The organism is Peribacillus sp. NPDC060253 (genome assembly GCF_042727425.1).
Taxonomy (GTDB): domain Bacteria; phylum Bacillota; class Bacilli; order Bacillales; family DSM-1321; genus Peribacillus.
The window spans coordinates 284-19721 of record NZ_JBHXAS010000090.1; the positions used below are offsets into that span (position 1 = coordinate 284).

Here is a 19438-nt window from a genome sequence, read left to right on the forward strand (position 1 = left end):
TATCAAACCGGTCTTTAACAAGAATGCTTCTTGAGCTATGAAGATTCTCATCAAGCTTTTCATCTTCAGCCCAGCGTGTGATTTTACTGCCCATATGCTCCATCAAGACTTCAACATTGTACTCATTCCTCATTCGATGCTCGAATACTTCAAATTGAAGTTGCCCAACTGCACCAAGCAGATATTCTAGATTTAGATTTTAAATTTCATCAACTGCTACATTCGTATGTGTAATTACACAAACCCTTTTATTATAATCTTATTTTGATTAATAGCGATTTTTACAATTGATACTTTTTGCGACGCATTTTCCTGGGCTTCCACCTTTATTCAAACGCCATCCAAAAAAAACTATCTATCTATTTAATTTACCTTTAACATTGCCTTAAATAAAAATAGCCAACATCTCCTCTTTTCAAAAAAAGGTTAATGTTATACAATAAGTTTGTTAAGCATTTCACAAACTTCCGTTGAAAAGTATCCATCCAAGAAGGATGGATACTTAGAAGGCTACATTAACAAGGATATATAGATAGGTAATGTAATTAAAGATAGAATGGTACTAATTACAAATGAAGATGCTGTTTCAGTTGATAACGAATCAAATCTAGTTGAAATCATGGCTGCTACAGCAGATCCTGGAAATGATACTAGCAAAATAGCTTTAATTGTATCTGCATGATCAAGGCCAATAAGATGAGCAACCAGAATCATAAATAATGGAATAGCTACAACTTTTAAAATGGAAATACCAAAAGCAATTGGTCGTAAGCTAATCTTACGGATACCCACGGTTACACCTACAGCAAATAATGCAACCCCAGATGTCACTGACCCAATTTGATCGAGCGCATTTTTTATGATATCCGGTGCCTGGAACCCTAATAGTGTCAATACAACAGCAAGTAAGGGAATACATGCAAGCGGTTCGCTAAGACCATGCAAAACGATACCCATAATGTTTGTTTTTTCATCTTTAGATTTACCCAATCTGGATTGTCCGACCGTACCAACTATTGTTGCTAATGGATCCAGAAGGGCATTCACCACAATACCGGTAATCGCAATAGGTATAGCTATCTCTTGCGCCCCAAACAAGCTGCCTAATACAGATATCCCCATAAAAGCAAAGGCTGGCTGAGTTGCGTTTAATGAAAACATAGATGCTTTAGTTAAATCGTATTTAAACACCAAACGAGCCACTATTAAAAGGATAATGTAAAAGCCAATAACACCTATGGTCATAGTTAAGAAAAATGACCATTGATTAATTAAGGTTTGTTTTGAGGTTGTTGTGATCCCAATGAATAAGTGTGCAGGTAATGCAAATTTTGTAACTAACGTATTAAGCCCTTTGGATGATTCTGAATTAAAAACTTTAAAATAGCCACCCAAATAACCAATAATAATTGTAAAAAAGATTGGTATTAATGTTAAAAATATATTCCCAATATTCACTCGAGATGCACTTCTCTTTCCAAAAAATTGTCCAATTTAAAAGATTCTACTAAGGCTGACTTATACGGAGGTTCCCCTAAAACGGATCCCCTTTCATTTGAGACAACAAAACTAGCTGGCTTTATTTGCCATGAATAGTTTTGTACTCCGGCTTCCACATGGATTCTGTTATCGCTTTTTCAATATCTGTTATATCCGCTTTCGCAATTCCTTCTTCAATGGCTGTCTTTGCCACTTCAATGGCTACAGATTTAGAAACCTCTTGCAATTGTTTGATTGAAGGGAGTAAAGAAGCACCATGCTTACTGCTATCCGATAATCTTGAAACAGCAGATGAGGCTGCTGCAAGCATGCCCTTAGAGATTATTGTTGCTTCTGCGACAATTGCACCAAGACCAAGTCCTGGGAAAATATATGCATTATTAGATTGTCCGATTGTATAAATCACACCATTATAGTCAACATCATCAAACGGGCTTCCTGTCGCTATTAAGGCTTTACCTTGAGTCCACTTTATAAGGTCTTCAGGAACAGCTTCCGCTAAGGGAGTCGGATTTGACATCGGCATAATAATAGGATGTTCCACGTGCTTTGCCATTTCTTTTACAACTTCTTCTGAGAAAGCCCCAGTTTGACCAGAAGTGCCGATTAAGATGGTTGGTTTAACCTTTTTTATTACCTCTAATAATGGGATAATTCCGGCTTCATTCCGAGCCCATTCCTCGACTTCTTCAGCTTTCCGGCAATACGACTTTTGGAATTTCAAAACATCCGGAATGTCATCTATCAACAAGCCACGATAATCGACGGCCCAAAAGTGACCATATGCCTCTTCTCTGGAAATACCATCAAGGATCATGGCTTCAACCATCTGATCAGCATTACCGATTCCTGCTGCACCTGGACCGAAAACAACAACTCTTTGTTCATTTAAAGGAACACCAGTTACTTGTAATGCAGACTTTACGGCGGCTAGTGTTACTGCACCTGTACCTTGTATATCATCATTAAAAGTGAGGATCTTTTCGCCATAATTATCGATTATATTTCGTGCATTTATATTTCCAAAGTCTTCCCAGTGTAGTAATACCCTTGGGAAGAAGGCTTGAGAATTTTCAACAAATAAATCAATGAATTCGGTGTATTCATCACCGCGAACACGCCCAAACCTGTTACCAATATACAGTGGATCACTAATCAGGCTTTCATTGTCAGTCCCAACATCCAGGACAATAGGTAGCACCCTGCTTGGATCAATTCCCGCAGCTGCCGTGTAGACTGCCAATTTACCAATGGCTATGTTAATTCCACCAACTCCCTGATCTCCGATTCCGAGAATACTTTCAGAATCTGTAACAACTATTAAATCGATATCATCAGATGAAAGGTCCAGGTTTTTAAATGCATCTTCCATTCCCTCCAAATTATCAATAGATAGGTATAGACCTCCTGGACGGTGATATTCTTGGGAGTACTGTTGAATAGCCTCTCCTACAGTAGGTGTGTAAATGATCGGAAGTATTTCACTTAGATGGTCTTTAAGTAGGCGGTAAAACAGGACCACATTCCTATTAAATAAATCATATAACATTCCATTCTTCCGAATATCGCTATGTTGAGTGGAGAATTGTTCATAAGCTCTTTTTACTTGTTCCTCAAGAGTAAGCACCTGGGATGGCAGCAAGCCTACCAATCCTAGTTCATTTCTTTCTTCCTTAGTGAAAGCAACCCCTTTATTAATAAAAGGGTTTGACAGAATACCTTTTCCTCTTAAAGTTGTTTCCAATCCCTTTTTTGTCTTATCATAAGCTGTCATAGACGTACCCTCTTCCTAAAAATGTATATTTAAAAATGATCATTACCAGGCAATAGAGTATATTCTTCCCTGGGGAAGTGTAATTACTAAAAGAAAACTGAAAAAGGAAAATAAATATACAGCACATAAAAACGTAAATATTTCCTCATTACTGCTTTTTTGTTCAATCTTGTGAAAAATTTATAAATAACTCAATCGCCAGTCTATATCTTAGTAGTCATTTACGGGGGACACTAGCTTATTTAACTAATTTTAGTATTATGTAATTAAAAAAAGTAAGCAGCCATTTGGCTGCTTACAGATAACGTTGAATAATATGGCTCTTGTCATCATTAAATTTGTGTTGGGAGACTGGTCGGCCTACCGTTCCATAAATCACCTTAACATCAAGGACCCCGATATCCTTCATGAATTTTAAATATTTCCTTACTGATACCCTGGATATACCCGCCACATTTACGACTTCCTCTGTTGAAAAGGGAGCATTTTTAAATACCAGTATCACATTCCATATAATCTTTAAGGTATCTTGAGCCAATCCTTTCGGTAATTCCTCTGGTAAATGATTTTCTTCTTGATGCAATATTCGATAATCCAATTCTTCTTGATTTAGCATATTTTTATCTTGAATAAAAGCTGATTTGTTCCGATATGCTGATAAGGCCGCGTTAAAACGCTCAAATTCAAACGGCTTAATTAAATAATCAACAGCACCTAGTCTTAATGCTTTCTGAATCCTCTCAATGTCCGACGCAGCAGAAATGACAATAACATCTATCTCTTTTTCACTTTCTCGAATTTGTGAGAGTAAATCGAGTCCATTTTTCCCAGGCATGAAAATGTCTAATAGAACTAACCCTATTCTTTGATTTTCCAATACATTCAGAGCTTGATCCACTGAGGAACAGACAGCAGCTAATTCGTAGCCATCGACTTGATTCAAATAGCGCTTATTGAACTCTGCAACCATCGGGTCATCTTCTACGATCATTACCTTAATCATCCTACATCATCCTTGCTTTTGTATGGTATATAAACCACAAACGTTGTTTCTTGACCTTCTTTTGAACTAATATCGAGATCTCCACCTAGCTTATCCAGGCTTGCCTTAACCAAATATAAACCAATCCCCCTGTCCTCTCCTTTTGTTGTAAATCCTTTTAGAAGGATATGATTAAGATTGGCATCAGATATTCCCTGTCCAGTATCATGAACTTCAATAGTTAAAATATCATCTGCATAATCAAACTTTAATTCAATTCGTTTAACGGGCCTTTTTTCCACTGCTTCTATAGCATTGTCAATCAAATTTCCTATTATCGTAATTAGCTCATGAGTAATAGAAGCATTTTCTGGTTCTGGCAATTGAAAGTCAGAGGATAATGCCAGCTTAGCACCTGCTTCCCTGGCATAACTTAGTTTTCCAATTAAAAAACCGGCTAGTACTGGATCTTTAACGGTTTTGGTAATAAAGCCAATCTCGTTTTCTCTGTGGTCAACAAGATCACTAATATATGCCGCAAGCTGATCATAATAATGCATATGCACCATACCAAGTATTACATGAAGTTTGTTCATGAATTCGTGCGACTGGGCCCTTAACGATTCAGCATATAAACGGACTCCAGTCAGCTGTTCCGCCAGCAGATGTATTTCTGTTTTATCACGAAATGTAGCCACGGCACCTACGATTTCATCCTTCACAAATACTGGTACCCTATTCACTAGTAAGACACTACCTTTTAAATCCTGCTCTTTATCTAATTCGACCTTACCGGTCTCCAGGATTCTATCCAGGTTTGAGTCAGGCATGTAACTAGTTACCTTTTTACCCGTTGGATTTTCATTAATGCCCGCTTTTTTAAATATCTTTAAAGCTGCTTTGTTTACGAGAGTAATGGTTGAACTCTGATCTACCGCTATAATTCCCTCCCGAACTGATTGTAAAATGGCGTTTCGCTCTTTTAAAACCTTCGCAATAGCAAAAGGTTCCAGCCCAAATAATATTTTCTTAATATACCTTGCCAAAAGTATTGCGCCGGCAATTCCGGTTAATATTCCAAAAACTGTTCCTACATAAATATTTAAACGGCTTTTTAATACAGCATCATTAACTTTTTGAAGAGAAATACCGACCACCACGGCTCCAATTTGATTATTCTCTGAATCATAAACAGGGGTGAAAGAACGCAAAGACCTGCCTAAAGTTCCTTTGGAAATAGATATGTGCTCTCTACCTTTTAATACATCTTTCTCATCCCCTCCAACAAATTTTTTTCCTATTTTACTTGGATCGGGGTGAGTTTTCCGGATTCCATTATTATCGATTATTACTACAAATTCTACATCTGTCGATTTTTTTATCCTATTGGTAAATTGCTGAACTTCCTGATTGTTCCCACTTCCACTTAACGCTTCGATTACAAGCGGCGTTTGTGCTGCCATGCGTGCTACGTTTACTGCTTTTTCAGTCTGGCTCTTCTCTATTGTATCCGCTACTGTTTGGCTAATAAGAATATCTGTAATAAATAATGATAGGGCTACTACCCCACACACCAGTATCATAATAGTAAACTGTAGACTCCATTTCCCTTTTTTCACTGCTACACACCTCTTTGGTCTAAAAACTCTATTAACTTTAAGGATGATACTTTTTGTTAAGTATGTTCATTTTGCTTACATCACACAATTATTCGGTACTTAATCAAGTTCCAAAAAGATAGCCAAGTGATTTAAATCAATTGAGATAATATATATATAACCTAACCATTTGCCCATGGTATCCTTAAAAATACTGATTCATCTGCAATATTTTCCAAATATTAAAACAGACTATACCTTCGTAGGCTTGGAAATAAATTCCAAAATCTTACTCGCACCGTCATTATTCTCCTTTCACATCTTATCCCCTACATACCTCGGTAGATCAATATAAGTTATTTTGCTAAACTCCTCCTGCACCAGGGTTAAAGCCACAAGTTTTCTATTAGTATGATACAGTTCATAAGAAGTTTAGCGAAATATCCCAGCAATTCTTACACTGCTAAAAGTTACTACGATTTTCTTATTTAACCTTTCCAATTAGTTACTATTTAATTTTCAAAAATACAGCAGTCTAACATCTTCTATCTCCCTGTTTCCGTTTATCTAAAATCGACATGTTTAAAACAGGGGGCAATGATTAAAATACCCGCATTTTCAACAGATTTCAAATCAACAAAGTATTAAGTAATTAAGTACTCGATATTTAGACTTAGTCATCAATTGTGTAAAATGACCTAAACATAGAAAAGATCATTTAATTGCTAGAGATATGTTAATGATTATGAAATAGGGTTCAGTAATTGTAGACATCAGTGCGGATGCGGGGCAATTGAAACCTATAAATCGAAAAAACATGCAAATCCTACTTATGTATTTATAACATCAGTCTTTATTGTTTATATTACTTTTATCTGGAATCTGTTATTTTTGATTATACAAAAAAAGCTTGCAGATTTAGACCCTAAAAGGGACCTTATTCTACAAGCTGAACAACCTCCACTATCCGAAGTTTTTCAGTTAAACTATTGATTAAATTGATATACATCCCAAATGTCAGGGGTTTCTGATCCAATGTACCAAACCGATACTCCGCCTAAGTGATTTTGATTTAACAGGATAAGTCGAAGCCCGATTGATTTTTTATCTTCTTTCCAAATTTGCGGCTTTCCCCATTGGCAGTATATTCCACATGATTTTGTAAGGTCTTTTCATTCCACACCTTTCGATACTTAAACAATGCATAATGAAAAAGCCCGTGTGCATCACACGGGCTTCTCCATTATTTCAAATCCATTGGATTATATAATTCAACGTCAGGATTTTTATCCTGGAACCAACGAAGTGCAAACTCATTTTCAAATAAGAATGCATATTTATCAAACCGGTCTTTAACAAGAATGCTTCTTGAGCTATGAAGATTCTCATCAAGCTTTTCATCTTCAGCCCAGCGTGTGATTTTACTGCCCATACGCTCCATCAAGACTTCAACATTGTACTCATTCCTCATTCGATGCTCGAATACTTCAAATTGAAGTTGCCCAACTGCACCAAGCAGATATTCTTCCATCCGAACCGTTTTGAAGAGCTGAATTGCCCCTTCTTGTACAAGTTGGTTAATTCCTTTATGGAAATGTTTTTGTTTCATGACGTTTTTGGCTGTTACCCTCATGAATAGTTCCGGAGTGAACTGAGGCAGCTTTTCAAACTGAAACAAGTCTTTGCTTGTCGTAATCGTGTCACCAATTTGGTAGTTCCCTGTATCATATAAACCGATGATATCTCCGCTTACTGCTTCGTTTACGGTATTCCGATCATCAGCCATGAATTGGGTGGAAGAAGAAAGGTTGATTGGTTTACCTGTCCTGCTCAAGTTGACGCTCATTCCACGCTCGAATTTACCGGAGCAGATTCGAAGGAAAGCAATCCGATCACGGTGTTTTGGGTTCATATTCGCTTGGATCTTGAAAATGAAGCCAGAAAAATCATTACTGACAGGACTCATTTCACCTGATGTTGTCATCCGGGCTTGTGGAGCTGGTGCAAATTGCAGATAAGCATCCAAAAACGTCTGAACACCGAATGTCGTTAATGCACTTCCGAAAAATACGGGACTAAGTGTACCGTTCGCAATGTTTTCTTCTGAGAATTGATTGCCTGCTTCCGTCAATAGCATGATTTCTTCCAGAGTTTGCTCATACAACTGGGAATCTTTAAGTTTATGTTCCGCTTCGAGTTCACCGTCTTCATTCAAAGGAAGGAAACGCTCATCACCGTCCGTCTTGAACTGTTCAATCCGATTATTGAACCTATCGTAAATGCCCACGAAGTCTTTTCCCATACCAATTGGCCAGTTCATTGGGTATGTTTCAATTCCTAATACTTCTTCAAGTTCGGCAAGTAATTCGAGCGGCGCTTTACCTTGTCGGTCCATTTTGTTGACAAACGTGAAAATCGGGATACCCCTCATCCGGCAAACTTTGAATAATTTAACCGTCTGATCCTCAATCCCTTTTGCCGAATCGATGATCATCACGGCGCTATCAACAGCCATAAGCGTACGATATGTGTCCTCACTGAAGTCTTGGTGACCAGGTGTATCGAGAATATTAACACGGAAATCATCATAATCAAATTGCATGACCGAAGACGTCACGGAAATTCCCCGTTGCTTTTCAATCTCCATCCAGTCACTAGTTGCATACTTCCCTGTTTTTCTTGCTTTAACCGTTCCGGCATCACGAATCGCGCCACCAAAGAGCAATAATTTTTCTGTCAGAGTCGTTTTCCCGGCATCCGGGTGAGAGATGATTGCGAAGGTCCGTCGGGATTGAACCTCGTCTTTTAATGTAGTCATAAAATGTTCCTTTCGTTATTGAAGTAATCAATTTATTTAAAATTTATTGGAGGGTAAATTGTATTTTTACATTGGAATGTCAACCTTTCTTTGTATGCAAAATTCCTGATCATACACAATATATGTAAGAAGAAATATATCATAAGGCTTTGGCCTTGGCTACTCGGCATTCATTTCAATCAACCTTACTATTTTAACACGATATGAAGGAAAGATGTAGAGGTGAATGAATCACAGTAAGAGGATTTGGTCGGCGAACAAAACAAAAGACGCCTCATCAGCGCCCCTTATCCCGATCCATATAATTATCGTTCATTTTTTCATGATTTCACGGTCTATCTTGCTGTTTTCATTGCTTTTTGATTTCGTTTGTTTTTCCAGCGCTTCTTTACTTCTTTGAAAATGATGGGAGCGGCAAAAATGACGGCCCTTTTTAAGAGTTTCTTCATTATTCATCAGTCCTTTCTTTCATACCTATACCCGATTATTTCCCCTAAAAACTTTAATATCAAATTGTTTTTATGATTTGAACATCACTTTTACCTTTAAACATGAAAAACCCCGGTCGAATTTTCCTTATAGGAAAATCATATTCATCATGGCCGTTATCCTTCCCATCATAAAACCTCCCTAATATTATATCACCAAATGGAAATGTATTAATTACTTCCATTTGTTTTATCCTTTATAAAGGTGGGTATATACTAAAAAATTGGAAATTCGACCAGAGATAAAACATATGTATTTTGTATGTGAATCCAGTAAGCATTCACATATTATCAAGCATCTTCGTATGATAATTTCAAATTGAATGAGGGTTCTTGATAATGTGTGAAATTGATTTTTCCAAAAAAAGGAAAATCATCACCATTAATATTTTTTTATTTTTTAGGAGGATTCATAGAATGACAGTATCAGGTAAAGTAAAGTGGTTTAATAGTGACAAAGGATTTGGATTTATTGAAGTACCAAACGAAGACGATGTATTCGTACATTTTTCCGCCATTCAGGGAGAGGGTTTCAAGACACTTGATGAAGGTCAAGAGGTTGAATTTGAAATCGAAGAAGGAAACCGCGGACCTCAAGCTAAAAACGTCGTAAAACTATAAAGTATAGACACACAAACATATGCACTGATAAAGGATGCCACCAACTTCGGTGGCATCCTTTATATTTTATGGACTCATCAAAAAAATTTGCTCTATCAAGGGTTTCCCCTTCCCTCTCATTCGCTAAAATGATCCAAAATAAAGCCGGGAACCTGGTCGCTAGAAAAGCTCTTGATATCCACACCTCTGCTATCTTTATAATAAAAAGCAGCTGCGTACTCTCCGTCCCAATTGATTTGAGCATGATCAATGGCCGTTTCGATTTCCGAAGCCGTGTTGATTTTCAAGCGATTCCGATGCTGTTCAATCTGTTGTACAAGTTCACTTTCAGAAATCGAATTATAAATTTGCGGATTGGTTTTTACCACAAGAATATAATCGATATCGTCAGCCATTAACCGCGCTTCTTCGGCTTGCCCGGTTTGTTCCATCCATTTTGAAAACCGAGAATAAGAAGAATCCCAATTCAAATTAATGCTTTTGTTATTATTCAAAAGAATGTCAATAGAGGCATAATCACCAAAAGGATTTGTCATTTGAGCCAACGACTGATTATACAGATCCTCCGACAATGCCTGCACGGCTTCTTGTAGCTGATGACCATCCGTAATCGATACGGATTTGTCCACTTGTCCGCTCGCGGTTATCGTGATTTGCGAAACGTCATTGGCTGACACATTCAATAGCTCATTCACCGTTTTTTTATATTCACTGGACTCATAAATTTTCGCCAATAGCTGCAAGTATGAGTCGTAGTTATGCAGATGATACTCTCTTGCTAACCTTTTTCCATTCTTGAGTTCATACATTAGAAATACGGATTGTCCGTCATCCAATTCACCAATCGAAACCTTTTTTCCCTTTTCGATAATTTGCTGATGCAGTAACCTGATCGCTTCTATATTTTCCTTATCTTTAAGAAATGTGGGTGCAATATCCGTTGTTTCATCATCAATAAACAAAGGAGCATTGCCAATATAAATTTGGCTTATCATTTTCTCCTCAGGAATCTTGGACTTAAACCGAATGGGGTCTATTTTTAAAATGAGCGCCAGCACGATAACCACAACCGTAAATGTTACATAGCCTCTCAGATTGAAGCTTATTCGCCATGTCTTTTGCAAGACGATTTCCCCTAAGTAATACCCAAGCAAAGAACCGACGGCATATCCGAATAAAATCCATCCGAGTTTCCCTGTCGTTTCGCTAAAATAAAAGCCTGTAAACAGCATCATGCATACGGTCAGGCCGAATTTAAATAATGGCTTAATCTTTGGAAAAACAAATGCTTGCGATACATGCTCCAACTTTCTCCTCTCATATAGAAAAAGAGAAATAAGTAAAAAGAGCAAGGTCAATACAGCGTAGATTAATGTATTAACCGATAAAAATGAAATTTTCTCCATCTCAGTTGCAGCTAATAAGGGTGAAATGCCTTTCATATTGCCACTTAGATAATAATCTGCAGAAAACCCTGCTAACAAAAGCTTCACATTGGCTGTAATCAATATAAATAAACCCACCGGAAGTGCAAGAAAAACATAGGTCAGCAAGCCTTGCAATGCAGATAATCCCGTCACCATTCCAATTAATACGGCAACAGAAAAGATAATAGCTTCCAAAATGAATGTAATTCCCATCCATGACCAAATATCCGCCATGGTATAAAGCCTTTCTATATCTATTGCCGAGTGGAACAACATCAATATTGAGCCTGTAAGTAAAATAGGCAAAACGATGAAGCCAATCCCCGTCCCAATCATATGAAAATAAATGTTGCGTCTAGTAATCGGTAAACTATGAATAAAATCTGAGGCTTGTTTTATCTGTAAAAATCGAAAAAGAAAGATGGCAAGTAATACTGGAATAACAATGACCAAGACAAATTGAATCATCTGCTGACTGGAAAAAAGGTTTTCTAATTTCACATATTCATTATTCTCATTCAAAATGATCGTTAACATCTCCAGAGGCAGAGCAAATATGAGGCCGATGAAATATAGGAAACCAATCCAGCCTGTGCTTCTGAAAATATAGATAATCAGTTCTTTATTAAACGAGGTTATTCTGGATGACATAACCTATATCCCCCATTTCATAAATGAATATCTCCTCTAAAGTAAGGGGGAGAATATCGAATATTTCTGGCTGAAACTGATTAAAGTGCGATTTAATCAAGGATTCCTTACCTTTCACAATGCAAACGATCACGCTGCCACGTCTTTCCTTGTTAAGAATTTGAATTCCGCGGTATAGCCCATAGGGAATTTTATGTTTAAATGCAATCTGCACTTTGTGTACATCCGCTTTTAAATCGTCCAAATCCTTTTGGATAACAAGCTGCCCTTTATGCAATATGCCTACATGATCGGCTAAATCTTCAATTTCCCGGAGATTATGGGACGAAATCAAAATCGTCATATCCCGTTCAGCAACATCCTGAATCAACAACTGTCTCACACTTTTACGCATGACCGGATCTAACCCGTCAAAAGGTTCATCTAGGATCAAAACTTCCGGCATCGTCGAGAGAGCGAGCCAAAAAGCAACCTGTCTCTGCATCCCCTTTGATAGTTTATGTATTTTGTATTGTAAGGGTATCGGGAATACTTCCTGTAATTGATAGAAACGTTCTTGATTCCAATGACTATAAACCTGGCTGTAAAAATCCGCCATCTGCAAAATCGTATAGTTAGCCAAGAAATAAGGCGTATCAGGCAGGAAGAAACAACGATTTTTCACTTCACGGTTTTCAAACACATGTGATCGATCAATAAGAACTTCACCGGCATCTTGAATCAAATTACCTGAAAGCATCTTTAATAGGGTCGTTTTCCCTGCCCCATTCGAACCTAACAAGCCGAATATGGAGCCCTTTTGTATGACCAAGGTGACGTTCTTGATAGCTTCTTTTCCTTCATATAGTTTACTCACCTGTTTTATATCAATCATGAATCTCCCCCCTTTTCTAATAGTCTATAAATTTCATGTTTATCGATTCCGATATACAGAGCTTCAGCAAAAACCTTTTCAAGATCGTTTCTAATCTTTTCTTCTAATGAATTTTTCAAAGATGTAGGAGGGGCAACGAAATTACCTTTGCCTGGTAAGGTATAAATATACCCGTCAGATTCAAGTTGTTTGTATGCCTTTTGGATTGTATTTGGATTGATAGTCAATTCCCGAGCCAATATTCGAATGGATGGAAGCTGATTATGTTCCTGTAAAACGTCATTAATCATTAGTTCCTTAAACTTATCCATCAGTTGCTCATATATGGGTTTACTATTTTCTACATCCAACTCAAACATAATCGACCTCCCCCTATATAATGGGTGTATTATTCTTCTTAATACAGTTCATTATAAAGCAAATTTTTCCAATTTAAAACCATTTTCAAACAATACTTTTAAGCAAAACCTCCATAAACTCTCTTTCATTTTGTTTAATCAGACTTACAGTGGGGAACTAATGATAACAAGAATAGACAAAGGAGTTGTTTTCATTGAAACCATTATATACAGCTACAGTCACCGTACACGGTGGTCGTGAAGGACATGTTAAGTCAGAGGACGGAATCCTGGATTTCGATGTAAGGTCACCGAAGGAGTTAGGTGGTTCCGGCGAGAGTGCAACAAACCCTGAACAGTTATTTGCAGCCGGTTATGCGGCCTGCTTTGACAGTGCCTTGAATCTTGTTCTGCAAAAAGAAAAGAAAAAAGTTGATACATCCGTGACGGCAAATGTCACAATTGGTAAAGATGAGGAAGACGGCGGCTTTAAACTGGCTGTGAGATTGGATGTTTCGATTCCTGACCTAAGCAAGGAAGAAGCCGAAGACTTTGTCAAAAAGGCTCACATGGTCTGCCCCTATTCAAAAGCAACTCGTGGGAATATTGACGTCACCTTAAATTTGGTATAAGGATTAAAATGAAAGGGAATGGACCCGGCATTAGGCTTTGCTCCATTCCCTTTTTTTCATTTCACTTCTTCCAACTTTTTCAATTTCAAAAGAAAGCCCAGTCCTATTACCGCCAGGATGATCAATGACCCTAATGCCATCCTGCTCGCCAATGTACCCAGGTCATGGAAAATCAGCGTAATCGTTCCATACAAAAGAGGGCCGATTATTGAAGAAACTTTGCCAGAGAATGCAAATAGCCCAAAAAACTGTCCCCTCTTCTCCTTTGGAGTCAATTCAATGATATAGGTCCTTGATGTCACCCACATCGAACCAAGCGAAATGCCGAACATACTACCCGCAACCCAGAACCAAAGAGCAGTTTGTGCAAATACCGCTACAAATAAAGCGACTAAGAGGAGAATGCCCACATAAGTCACAGCGAGCCGCGGTCCCTTTGACTGAGTGATGTATCCAAACAGAAACGATCCGACAATACTTGATACTGTCGATACCAAATAAAGCAAAATGAATCCGCTTGAAGAAAATCCAACAACAGTCTTGGCATAAACGGCCATCATGCCAATCGTGGTCGCAATTGCGTCGTTTAGAAAGAAATATGCAATCATGAATGTAAATACCAATCGATAGGATTGCATCTCTTTAAATGTTGTCATAATTTCCTTATAACCTGAAATAAAAGGTTCTTTTGCTTTTTGCTGTTTTGGAGTCTCTTTTAAAAAAAAGAATAAGGGAAGGGAAAAAACCAGAAATAAAATGGCTGTTGGCATAAAGGCTTCATGTGAACTCCCTTTACTTATAAATGGATAGATGGACAGCCCTACTAACGTTCCTAGATAACCGACAGCCACCCCAAACCCAGAAATAAGCGGCAATTGCTGTTTCGTTCCCAGATCACTCATCATCGCATCATAGAAAACAAGACTTGAATGATAGAAAAACTTAGCAATCACAAATAAAAGAATGACGACCGCTAACGAAATGGGAATGCCAAGAAATTTCCCATCGAAGGAAAATCCCCCAAAAATCCCCATTGTAAATGTGCATGCAACGGAAATGAGTGTGAAAATCATGATGTGTTTTTTCATTTTTCCCGTTCGATCGATCATCACCCCAAAAAGTGGGGAAAACAAAACTAGAAACAAACTGGCAATTGCATTCGCGTAAGAAATGAAGGTGCTCGCAATCTGATCAAGGACAGCATTTTCCCCAATCTGTTCCTGGAGGAAAAACGGAAAGAAAATCGTATTGATATTAGAAGAAAAAATCGTGTTGGCAAAATCGTAAAAGGCCCAAGAAAGAATGGGCAGGGAAAAATATAATCCAAGATTCCCCTTCCACTTTTTAGACTTAGGTTTCACTTGCAATTCCATCTGCTTTCCCCCCTTATTGATACTTAATTTATAAGTATTCCATACCTTTCCAATAAATCCTTTTAAGTCTGAAAATGGATAACCGCATTTCCTTGAAACAGGAATCAAAACATGATTTTTCCCAGCCTAACATGTAAAATTATGAAGTGAGGATGTTAAAGTACAAACTTTTTTTATTTCGTTTAAGTTAGAGTATAGGATATCGAAGAGTTTCCAATCATGTGTCTAAAAGGAGTGTGAAAAGGTGATCACATTTTTTCTTATTATCTTGGTAATCATCCTTGGCTTGTTCATTCTTTACATTAATAGAACGAAGCGTGATTCCCCTGAGGACTTCATCATTAAGCAACATCCCCCCCTCAAAATTGGACATCGAGGTGCATCCGGATATTGCCCAGAGAATACAATGGCATCTTATAATAAAGCAGTTGAATTGGGAGCAGACTTCCTGGAAGTGGATATACACCTTAGTAAAGATGGTGTACTTGTAGTCCATCATGATCCTACGCTGGATCGGACGACAAACAGTAAAGGGAACCTCCGTGATTACACAGCGGCCGAATTAAAGGAATTGGATGCTGGAAGTTGGTATCACACTCGTTTTAAAAACGAAAGGATTCCTTTACTAAGTGAGGTATTGGAAAATTTCCGGTCAGAAGTTGGAATCTTGATCGAAATAAAACATCCTTCTTTTTATCCCGGCATTGAAAAGAAACTTGCAGAAGAATTAAGAAAATTCCACGAGTACCCATCAAATAATAATAGGATCATGGTTCATTCGTTCGATATGGAATCCATGAAAAGGTTCCATCAACTAATGCCTGACATCCAAGTAGGGGTTTTGATAAAGCGGCGTATTACTGACCAAAAATTAAAAGAAATAGCAGAGTTTGCTTCATTTTTGAATCCTAAACATACGATTTTGAATACAAAGCTGCAAATGCGAATCCAAGAGCACGGAATGAAAGTATATACATGGACCGTCAACAATAAAAAACAAATGCGCAAGTTCAAGAAGATGAAGTTAGATGGCATCGTTTCTGATTACCCTGATTATCTTTTGGATTGAAACTCTTGAATTAGAAGCAAAAACAATGCTTTTTTTTACATGTGTGCACTTTAGCTCGTAGTACTTGAAGCTTGATTCTATATGCACTTTTAGCATCAAATTCTTCTATCAGAAAATATTACCTGTGTATTTTTTGAAAATATCCCTATATTTTTTAGCTTTCTTACATTAGAATCTGATATAGTGTTCTTAATGATTTAAGTTCAGTAAGATCGAAAGTTATCCAGGCCCTAACTGTTTTATTATTCAGAGGCCAACCGAACTAAATTTTCTAATCTTAGAAAAAACGAGGGATTCCTATGTGGGAATTATTATTAGAGTTCGATTATCAAACCGTTCGCCATGCGGTATTGGCAGGTTATTTATTTACCTTTGTCTTTCCACTGGCTGCGTTATACTTCTTAAATAAAAATCAATCACTCTTGAACGATAGACATCAAGCTTCCGTTCATTCAGATAAAAGTAAATCCCCTGTTCATGCAGGCAGCATTTTTGACTGGCGCGGTGCACAGCGCTTTTTCACATTTATTAGGAAAAAGGATGCACCCGATGATCCTGATGAGCCAAACCTCCTTCTAGTTGTTTAATCATTAACAATTCGAGGAGGAATTATTTTGAAGAAGAAAAACATGTTTCTAATGACCGTACTATTTCTAGCAACAACCCTTTTGACAGGATGCTCCGCAGCTACTAGCGGCCCATTTCACACTGCATTGGTTAACCCTATGACAAAATTGCTCGAATTCAATGCAGATTTATTTAATGGTAACTATGGTTTAAGCATCATTATGATGACCTTTTTCATCCGTCTTGTCTTACTTCCACTGACTGCAAAGCAATATAAAACACAGCTCAGCATGAAAACGAAGATGAATGGGCTGAAACCGGAAATGGCAGCAATCCAGCAAAAAATTAAAGAAACGAAAGATCCAGCTAAACAAAAGGCCCTACAACAGGAAATGATGCAGCTTTACCAAAAACATGGAGTCAACCCACTAAATATGGGCTGTCTGCCCCTTTTAATACAAATGCCGATTTTAATGGGCTTTTATTATGCGATTCAAGGGTCCCATGAAATTGCGACACATAGTTTTCTTTGGTTCAGCCTTGGCCAGCCGAATATCGCCATGGCGATTATTGCTGGTGTCATCTATTATTTCCAATCGGTCATTTCCATGAGACAAATGCCGGAAGAACAGCAGAAACAAATGAAGCTGATGAGCCTGCTCTCACCAGCAATGATTTTATTCATTTCTTTCTCCGCTCCCGCTGCATTGCCACTGTATTGGTCAATTGGAGGATTGTTCATGATTGCTCAGTCCATCGTACTGCAACGAGTATATAAAAAAGACCACGCCAATGTCCCTGCTGGGAATGAAACGGTTTTGAAAAAAAGCTAATCCTTGGATTAGCTTTAGACTGTAGACAAACTCGATAATAATGGAGTTTTGTCTACAGTTTTTTTTGGGTTTTAAATTTGACCGTTAATTTCCACACCAGGCACTCACTTTCTGCTGGAGTCTTATACCTTCCGTTCCACCAACTCTGTTTTTACAGTTAGATAGAACTCCTTTTGCCTACTTTCCCCGAAAAAACCGATAAGTGCAGAGCATGTATTTTTTGATTCCACACATGTGAACGCCAGTGCGCATAAGCGGAAATTTAAAAAAGAAAATCGTTTATAAAGAAACACGAGCATATTTCATTCATATTATTCTCATTATGGTTATTAGTGTACTATTTCTCTTAATCGGTAGATGTCTACTAAATTAGGTAAATATAATGACTGATAAATGCTTTCTGATCAAATGATTAAAACGGTTGTCTGGTGGCTTTTGTTGATAATAAAACTTCAGTTTACTTGAAAATCCCCCCAACTCCTTGTCTAAGTAAGCGCCACATCATATTTTCAATAACTCCTTATCTTTATTGAATCTCTTTGTTTATTTTAACTTTTATGATTATTTACTAATTTTGATTTTTTTACAATTTAATTTCTTGTCCTTATTGAAGTAAGTCCTCTTTGCTTCATCAATTTTTTTCAATTTAACCGATTTCATAAAAGCACCTAATAAACCAAAGGTCTTAGACAAAAACATTAGACCTTTGAGTAAAAAGAAGGGATTCATACAAATAAACAGATTTAACGTAGGAATAAAGAAGGATTTTATACAAAAAAATCGAATAATATACGAAGAGTAAGGTTAAAAGTACCAAAAAAAAATGTAGTTACTCACCGTAAAGGAGGTACGTTGAAAAACTATTAATAATGATGTACTGTAAAAAAATTCATTTGCGAGGAGATGCTTTTTTGAAAAAAATTGCTTTTTACATGTTTTCATTTACATTATTTATTGGTTTTTTCCTTTATCAGGACTCAGCTTCAGCTACTGAAAAAGTAAGAAATGATTATACTTTCGGAGAAGTTGAAACTATTTTAGTGGATTATCTGAATGAAAAAGGGTATAACCTTGAAGTTGGAACTGAAGAGTATATTAACTTTGTAGTTGAACAAATGAACAATGATTCAGATAAAGAGTTAGCCAACCGTGAAGATTACCAGTTAATTTGTGCTTATTTTGCAGAATACCTTCATAGGTTGACTCTAGAAGAAACTCAAAATTACGATCAAGGTCTAGATAACACAATTGATACAGCTACTTTTGAATTAAGTGATGAAGTAAAGGATACAACGTTAGGGGAAATGAAAGACGAAATACAACAAGAAGAAGCAGTTAAAGAACTAGAAAAAATAATAAGCATTGTACCCACGGCGACAGGAACAATCAATCTGACCAATGCCAGATCATACGCTAAAAAGTATTATTCAAGTTATAATACTAGTTATCCTAAATACAGTAATGATTGTACGAACTTTGTTTCTCAAATTTTATTTGCAGGCGGGAGAAAAAAGGTAGGAACCACTACTGCAACTTTAGTTTCAGATACTAAGTCTTGGTTTATAATGAAACGTCCAGATAATACTTTTAGTAGAAGTACATCTTGGACGGTTGTAACTGATTTGTATTCTCACCTAGTTAGAACACAAGTTGGATATAGTAGTACGAGTAAATCTTCCATAATTAAGAATGCGAAATCTGGAGATGTGATACAATTTAAGAAATCTGGGGCAGACCGTTACTCTCATGCAATGTGGATTTATGAAAAACAATCATCCAATCTTTTACTTTCAGGTCATACTAGTAATTATTGGAATAGGAGTTTCAATGCTATAACAGGGTATTCATCATATCGCATTGTGAAAATGTAATAAAGGAGGCTAATTATTATTA

The 19438-nt window shown here is 37.1% G+C and carries 16 protein-coding genes and 1 pseudogene; 6 read left to right on the forward strand and 11 right to left on the reverse strand.

Annotated features, from left to right (window positions below; genetic code table 11):
* From ACFWE9_RS19695 to ACFWE9_RS19725, 7 genes and pseudogenes are all read right to left on the reverse strand, one after another.
* A pseudogene (locus ACFWE9_RS19695) lies at positions 1-187 on the reverse strand (peptide chain release factor 3); the annotation flags it as partial.
* Between the two features lie 323 nt (positions 188-510).
* Positions 511-1458, reverse strand: coding sequence for an AEC family transporter (locus ACFWE9_RS19700; protein ID WP_230157624.1), 948 nt, complete (start codon positions 1456-1458; stop codon positions 511-513).
* 121 nt (positions 1459-1579) lie between these two features.
* Positions 1580-3274 carry an NAD-dependent malic enzyme gene (locus ACFWE9_RS19705; protein WP_230157626.1) on the reverse strand — a complete coding sequence of 565 codons (1695 nt, stop codon included), beginning with the start codon at positions 3272-3274 and terminating at the stop codon, positions 1580-1582.
* A gap of 295 nt (positions 3275-3569) precedes the next feature.
* Positions 3570-4277 carry a response regulator gene (locus tag ACFWE9_RS19710; RefSeq protein ID WP_377358339.1) on the reverse strand — a complete coding sequence of 236 codons (708 nt, stop codon included), beginning with the start codon at positions 4275-4277 and terminating at the stop codon, positions 3570-3572.
* A complete protein-coding gene (gene dcuS / locus ACFWE9_RS19715) occupies positions 4274-5875 on the reverse strand; it encodes a DcuS/MalK family sensor histidine kinase (protein WP_377358341.1) in 1602 nt (533 codons plus the stop codon). The genes ACFWE9_RS19710 and dcuS overlap by 4 nt, the downstream gene beginning before the upstream one ends.
* 1222 nt (positions 5876-7097) lie before the next feature.
* Positions 7098-8672, reverse strand: coding sequence for a peptide chain release factor 3 (locus ACFWE9_RS19720; protein WP_230157632.1), 1575 nt, complete (start codon positions 8670-8672; stop codon positions 7098-7100).
* 312 nt (positions 8673-8984) lie between these two features.
* Positions 8985-9128 (reverse strand): hypothetical protein, encoded by a 144-nt coding sequence (locus ACFWE9_RS19725; protein WP_230157634.1) that lies wholly within the window; start codon positions 9126-9128, stop codon positions 8985-8987.
* Positions 9129-9577: 449 nt separating this feature from the next.
* Between ACFWE9_RS19725 and ACFWE9_RS19730 the strand changes: the two genes are divergently transcribed.
* Entirely contained in the window at positions 9578-9781 is a 204-nt protein-coding gene (locus ACFWE9_RS19730; RefSeq protein ID WP_230157636.1) for a cold-shock protein, read from the forward strand.
* Positions 9782-9897: 116 nt separating this feature from the next.
* On the opposite strand, the gene ACFWE9_RS19735 is transcribed toward ACFWE9_RS19730, so the two are convergent.
* From ACFWE9_RS19735 to ACFWE9_RS19745, 3 genes are read right to left on the reverse strand one after another with little or no spacing between them, the layout of a single operon-like run.
* Positions 9898-11859, reverse strand: coding sequence for a DUF6449 domain-containing protein (locus ACFWE9_RS19735; protein ID WP_230157638.1), 1962 nt, complete (start codon positions 11857-11859; stop codon positions 9898-9900).
* On the reverse strand, positions 11834-12733 hold the full coding sequence (locus tag ACFWE9_RS19740) for an ABC transporter ATP-binding protein (RefSeq protein WP_377358344.1): 900 nt from the start codon (positions 12731-12733) through the stop codon (positions 11834-11836). Before ACFWE9_RS19740 ends, ACFWE9_RS19735 begins: the two co-directional genes overlap by 26 nt.
* On the reverse strand, positions 12730-13092 hold the full coding sequence (locus tag ACFWE9_RS19745; RefSeq protein WP_230157642.1) for a GntR family transcriptional regulator: 363 nt from the start codon (positions 13090-13092) through the stop codon (positions 12730-12732). Before ACFWE9_RS19745 ends, ACFWE9_RS19740 begins: the two co-directional genes overlap by 4 nt.
* A 194-nt stretch (positions 13093-13286) precedes the next feature.
* Between ACFWE9_RS19745 and ACFWE9_RS19750 the strand changes: the two genes are divergently transcribed.
* Positions 13287-13703, forward strand: coding sequence for an organic hydroperoxide resistance protein (locus ACFWE9_RS19750; protein ID WP_290370563.1), 417 nt, complete (start codon positions 13287-13289; stop codon positions 13701-13703).
* A gap of 56 nt (positions 13704-13759) precedes the next feature.
* On the opposite strand, the gene ACFWE9_RS19755 is transcribed toward ACFWE9_RS19750, so the two are convergent.
* Positions 13760-15076: an MFS transporter gene (locus ACFWE9_RS19755; protein ID WP_377358346.1), complete on the reverse strand. Its 1317-nt coding sequence runs from the start codon at positions 15074-15076 to the stop codon at positions 13760-13762.
* A 244-nt stretch (positions 15077-15320) separates the two neighbouring features.
* Between ACFWE9_RS19755 and ACFWE9_RS19760 the strand changes: the two genes are divergently transcribed.
* The 4 genes from ACFWE9_RS19760 (at position 15321) to ACFWE9_RS19775 (ending at position 19416) form a co-directional block, all read left to right on the forward strand.
* Positions 15321-16145: a glycerophosphodiester phosphodiesterase gene (locus ACFWE9_RS19760; RefSeq protein ID WP_377358348.1), complete on the forward strand. Its 825-nt coding sequence runs from the start codon at positions 15321-15323 to the stop codon at positions 16143-16145.
* A gap of 299 nt (positions 16146-16444) precedes the next feature.
* Complete coding sequence (locus ACFWE9_RS19765) at positions 16445-16732, forward strand: hypothetical protein (RefSeq protein ID WP_377358350.1); 288 nt, start codon at positions 16445-16447, stop codon at positions 16730-16732.
* 27 nt (positions 16733-16759) lie between these two features.
* A complete protein-coding gene (yidC, locus tag ACFWE9_RS19770; protein WP_377358352.1) occupies positions 16760-17545 on the forward strand; it encodes a membrane protein insertase YidC in 786 nt (261 codons plus the stop codon).
* Between the two features lie 911 nt (positions 17546-18456).
* The gene (locus ACFWE9_RS19775; protein ID WP_230157656.1) at positions 18457-19416 is read left to right on the forward strand and encodes an amidase domain-containing protein; all 960 of its coding nucleotides are present in this window, start codon (positions 18457-18459) and stop codon (positions 19414-19416) included.
* Positions 19417-19438 lie beyond the last annotated feature (22 nt).

Excerpts from the sequence above, each read along its gene's own strand:
- ACFWE9_RS19705 (WP_230157626.1), bottom strand. The coding sequence starts at position 3,274 with ATGACAGCTTATGATAAGACAAAAAAGGGATTGGAAACAACTTTAAGA.
- ACFWE9_RS19710 (WP_377358339.1), bottom strand. The coding sequence starts at position 4,277 with ATGATTAAGGTAATGATCGTAGAAGATGACCCGATGGTTGCAGAGTTC.
- ACFWE9_RS19720 (WP_230157632.1), bottom strand. The coding sequence starts at position 8,672 with ATGACTACATTAAAAGACGAGGTTCAATCCCGACGGACCTTCGCAATC.
- ACFWE9_RS19725 (WP_230157634.1), bottom strand. The coding sequence starts at position 9,128 with ATGAATAATGAAGAAACTCTTAAAAAGGGCCGTCATTTTTGCCGCTCC.
- ACFWE9_RS19730 (WP_230157636.1), top strand. The coding sequence starts at position 9,578 with ATGACAGTATCAGGTAAAGTAAAGTGGTTTAATAGTGACAAAGGATTT.
- ACFWE9_RS19735 (WP_230157638.1), bottom strand. The coding sequence starts at position 11,859 with ATGTCATCCAGAATAACCTCGTTTAATAAAGAACTGATTATCTATATT.
- ACFWE9_RS19740 (WP_377358344.1), bottom strand. The coding sequence starts at position 12,733 with ATGATTGATATAAAACAGGTGAGTAAACTATATGAAGGAAAAGAAGCT.
- ACFWE9_RS19745 (WP_230157642.1), bottom strand. The coding sequence starts at position 13,092 with ATGTTTGAGTTGGATGTAGAAAATAGTAAACCCATATATGAGCAACTG.
- ACFWE9_RS19755 (WP_377358346.1), bottom strand. The coding sequence starts at position 15,076 with ATGGAATTGCAAGTGAAACCTAAGTCTAAAAAGTGGAAGGGGAATCTT.
- ACFWE9_RS19765 (WP_377358350.1), top strand. The coding sequence starts at position 16,445 with ATGTGGGAATTATTATTAGAGTTCGATTATCAAACCGTTCGCCATGCG.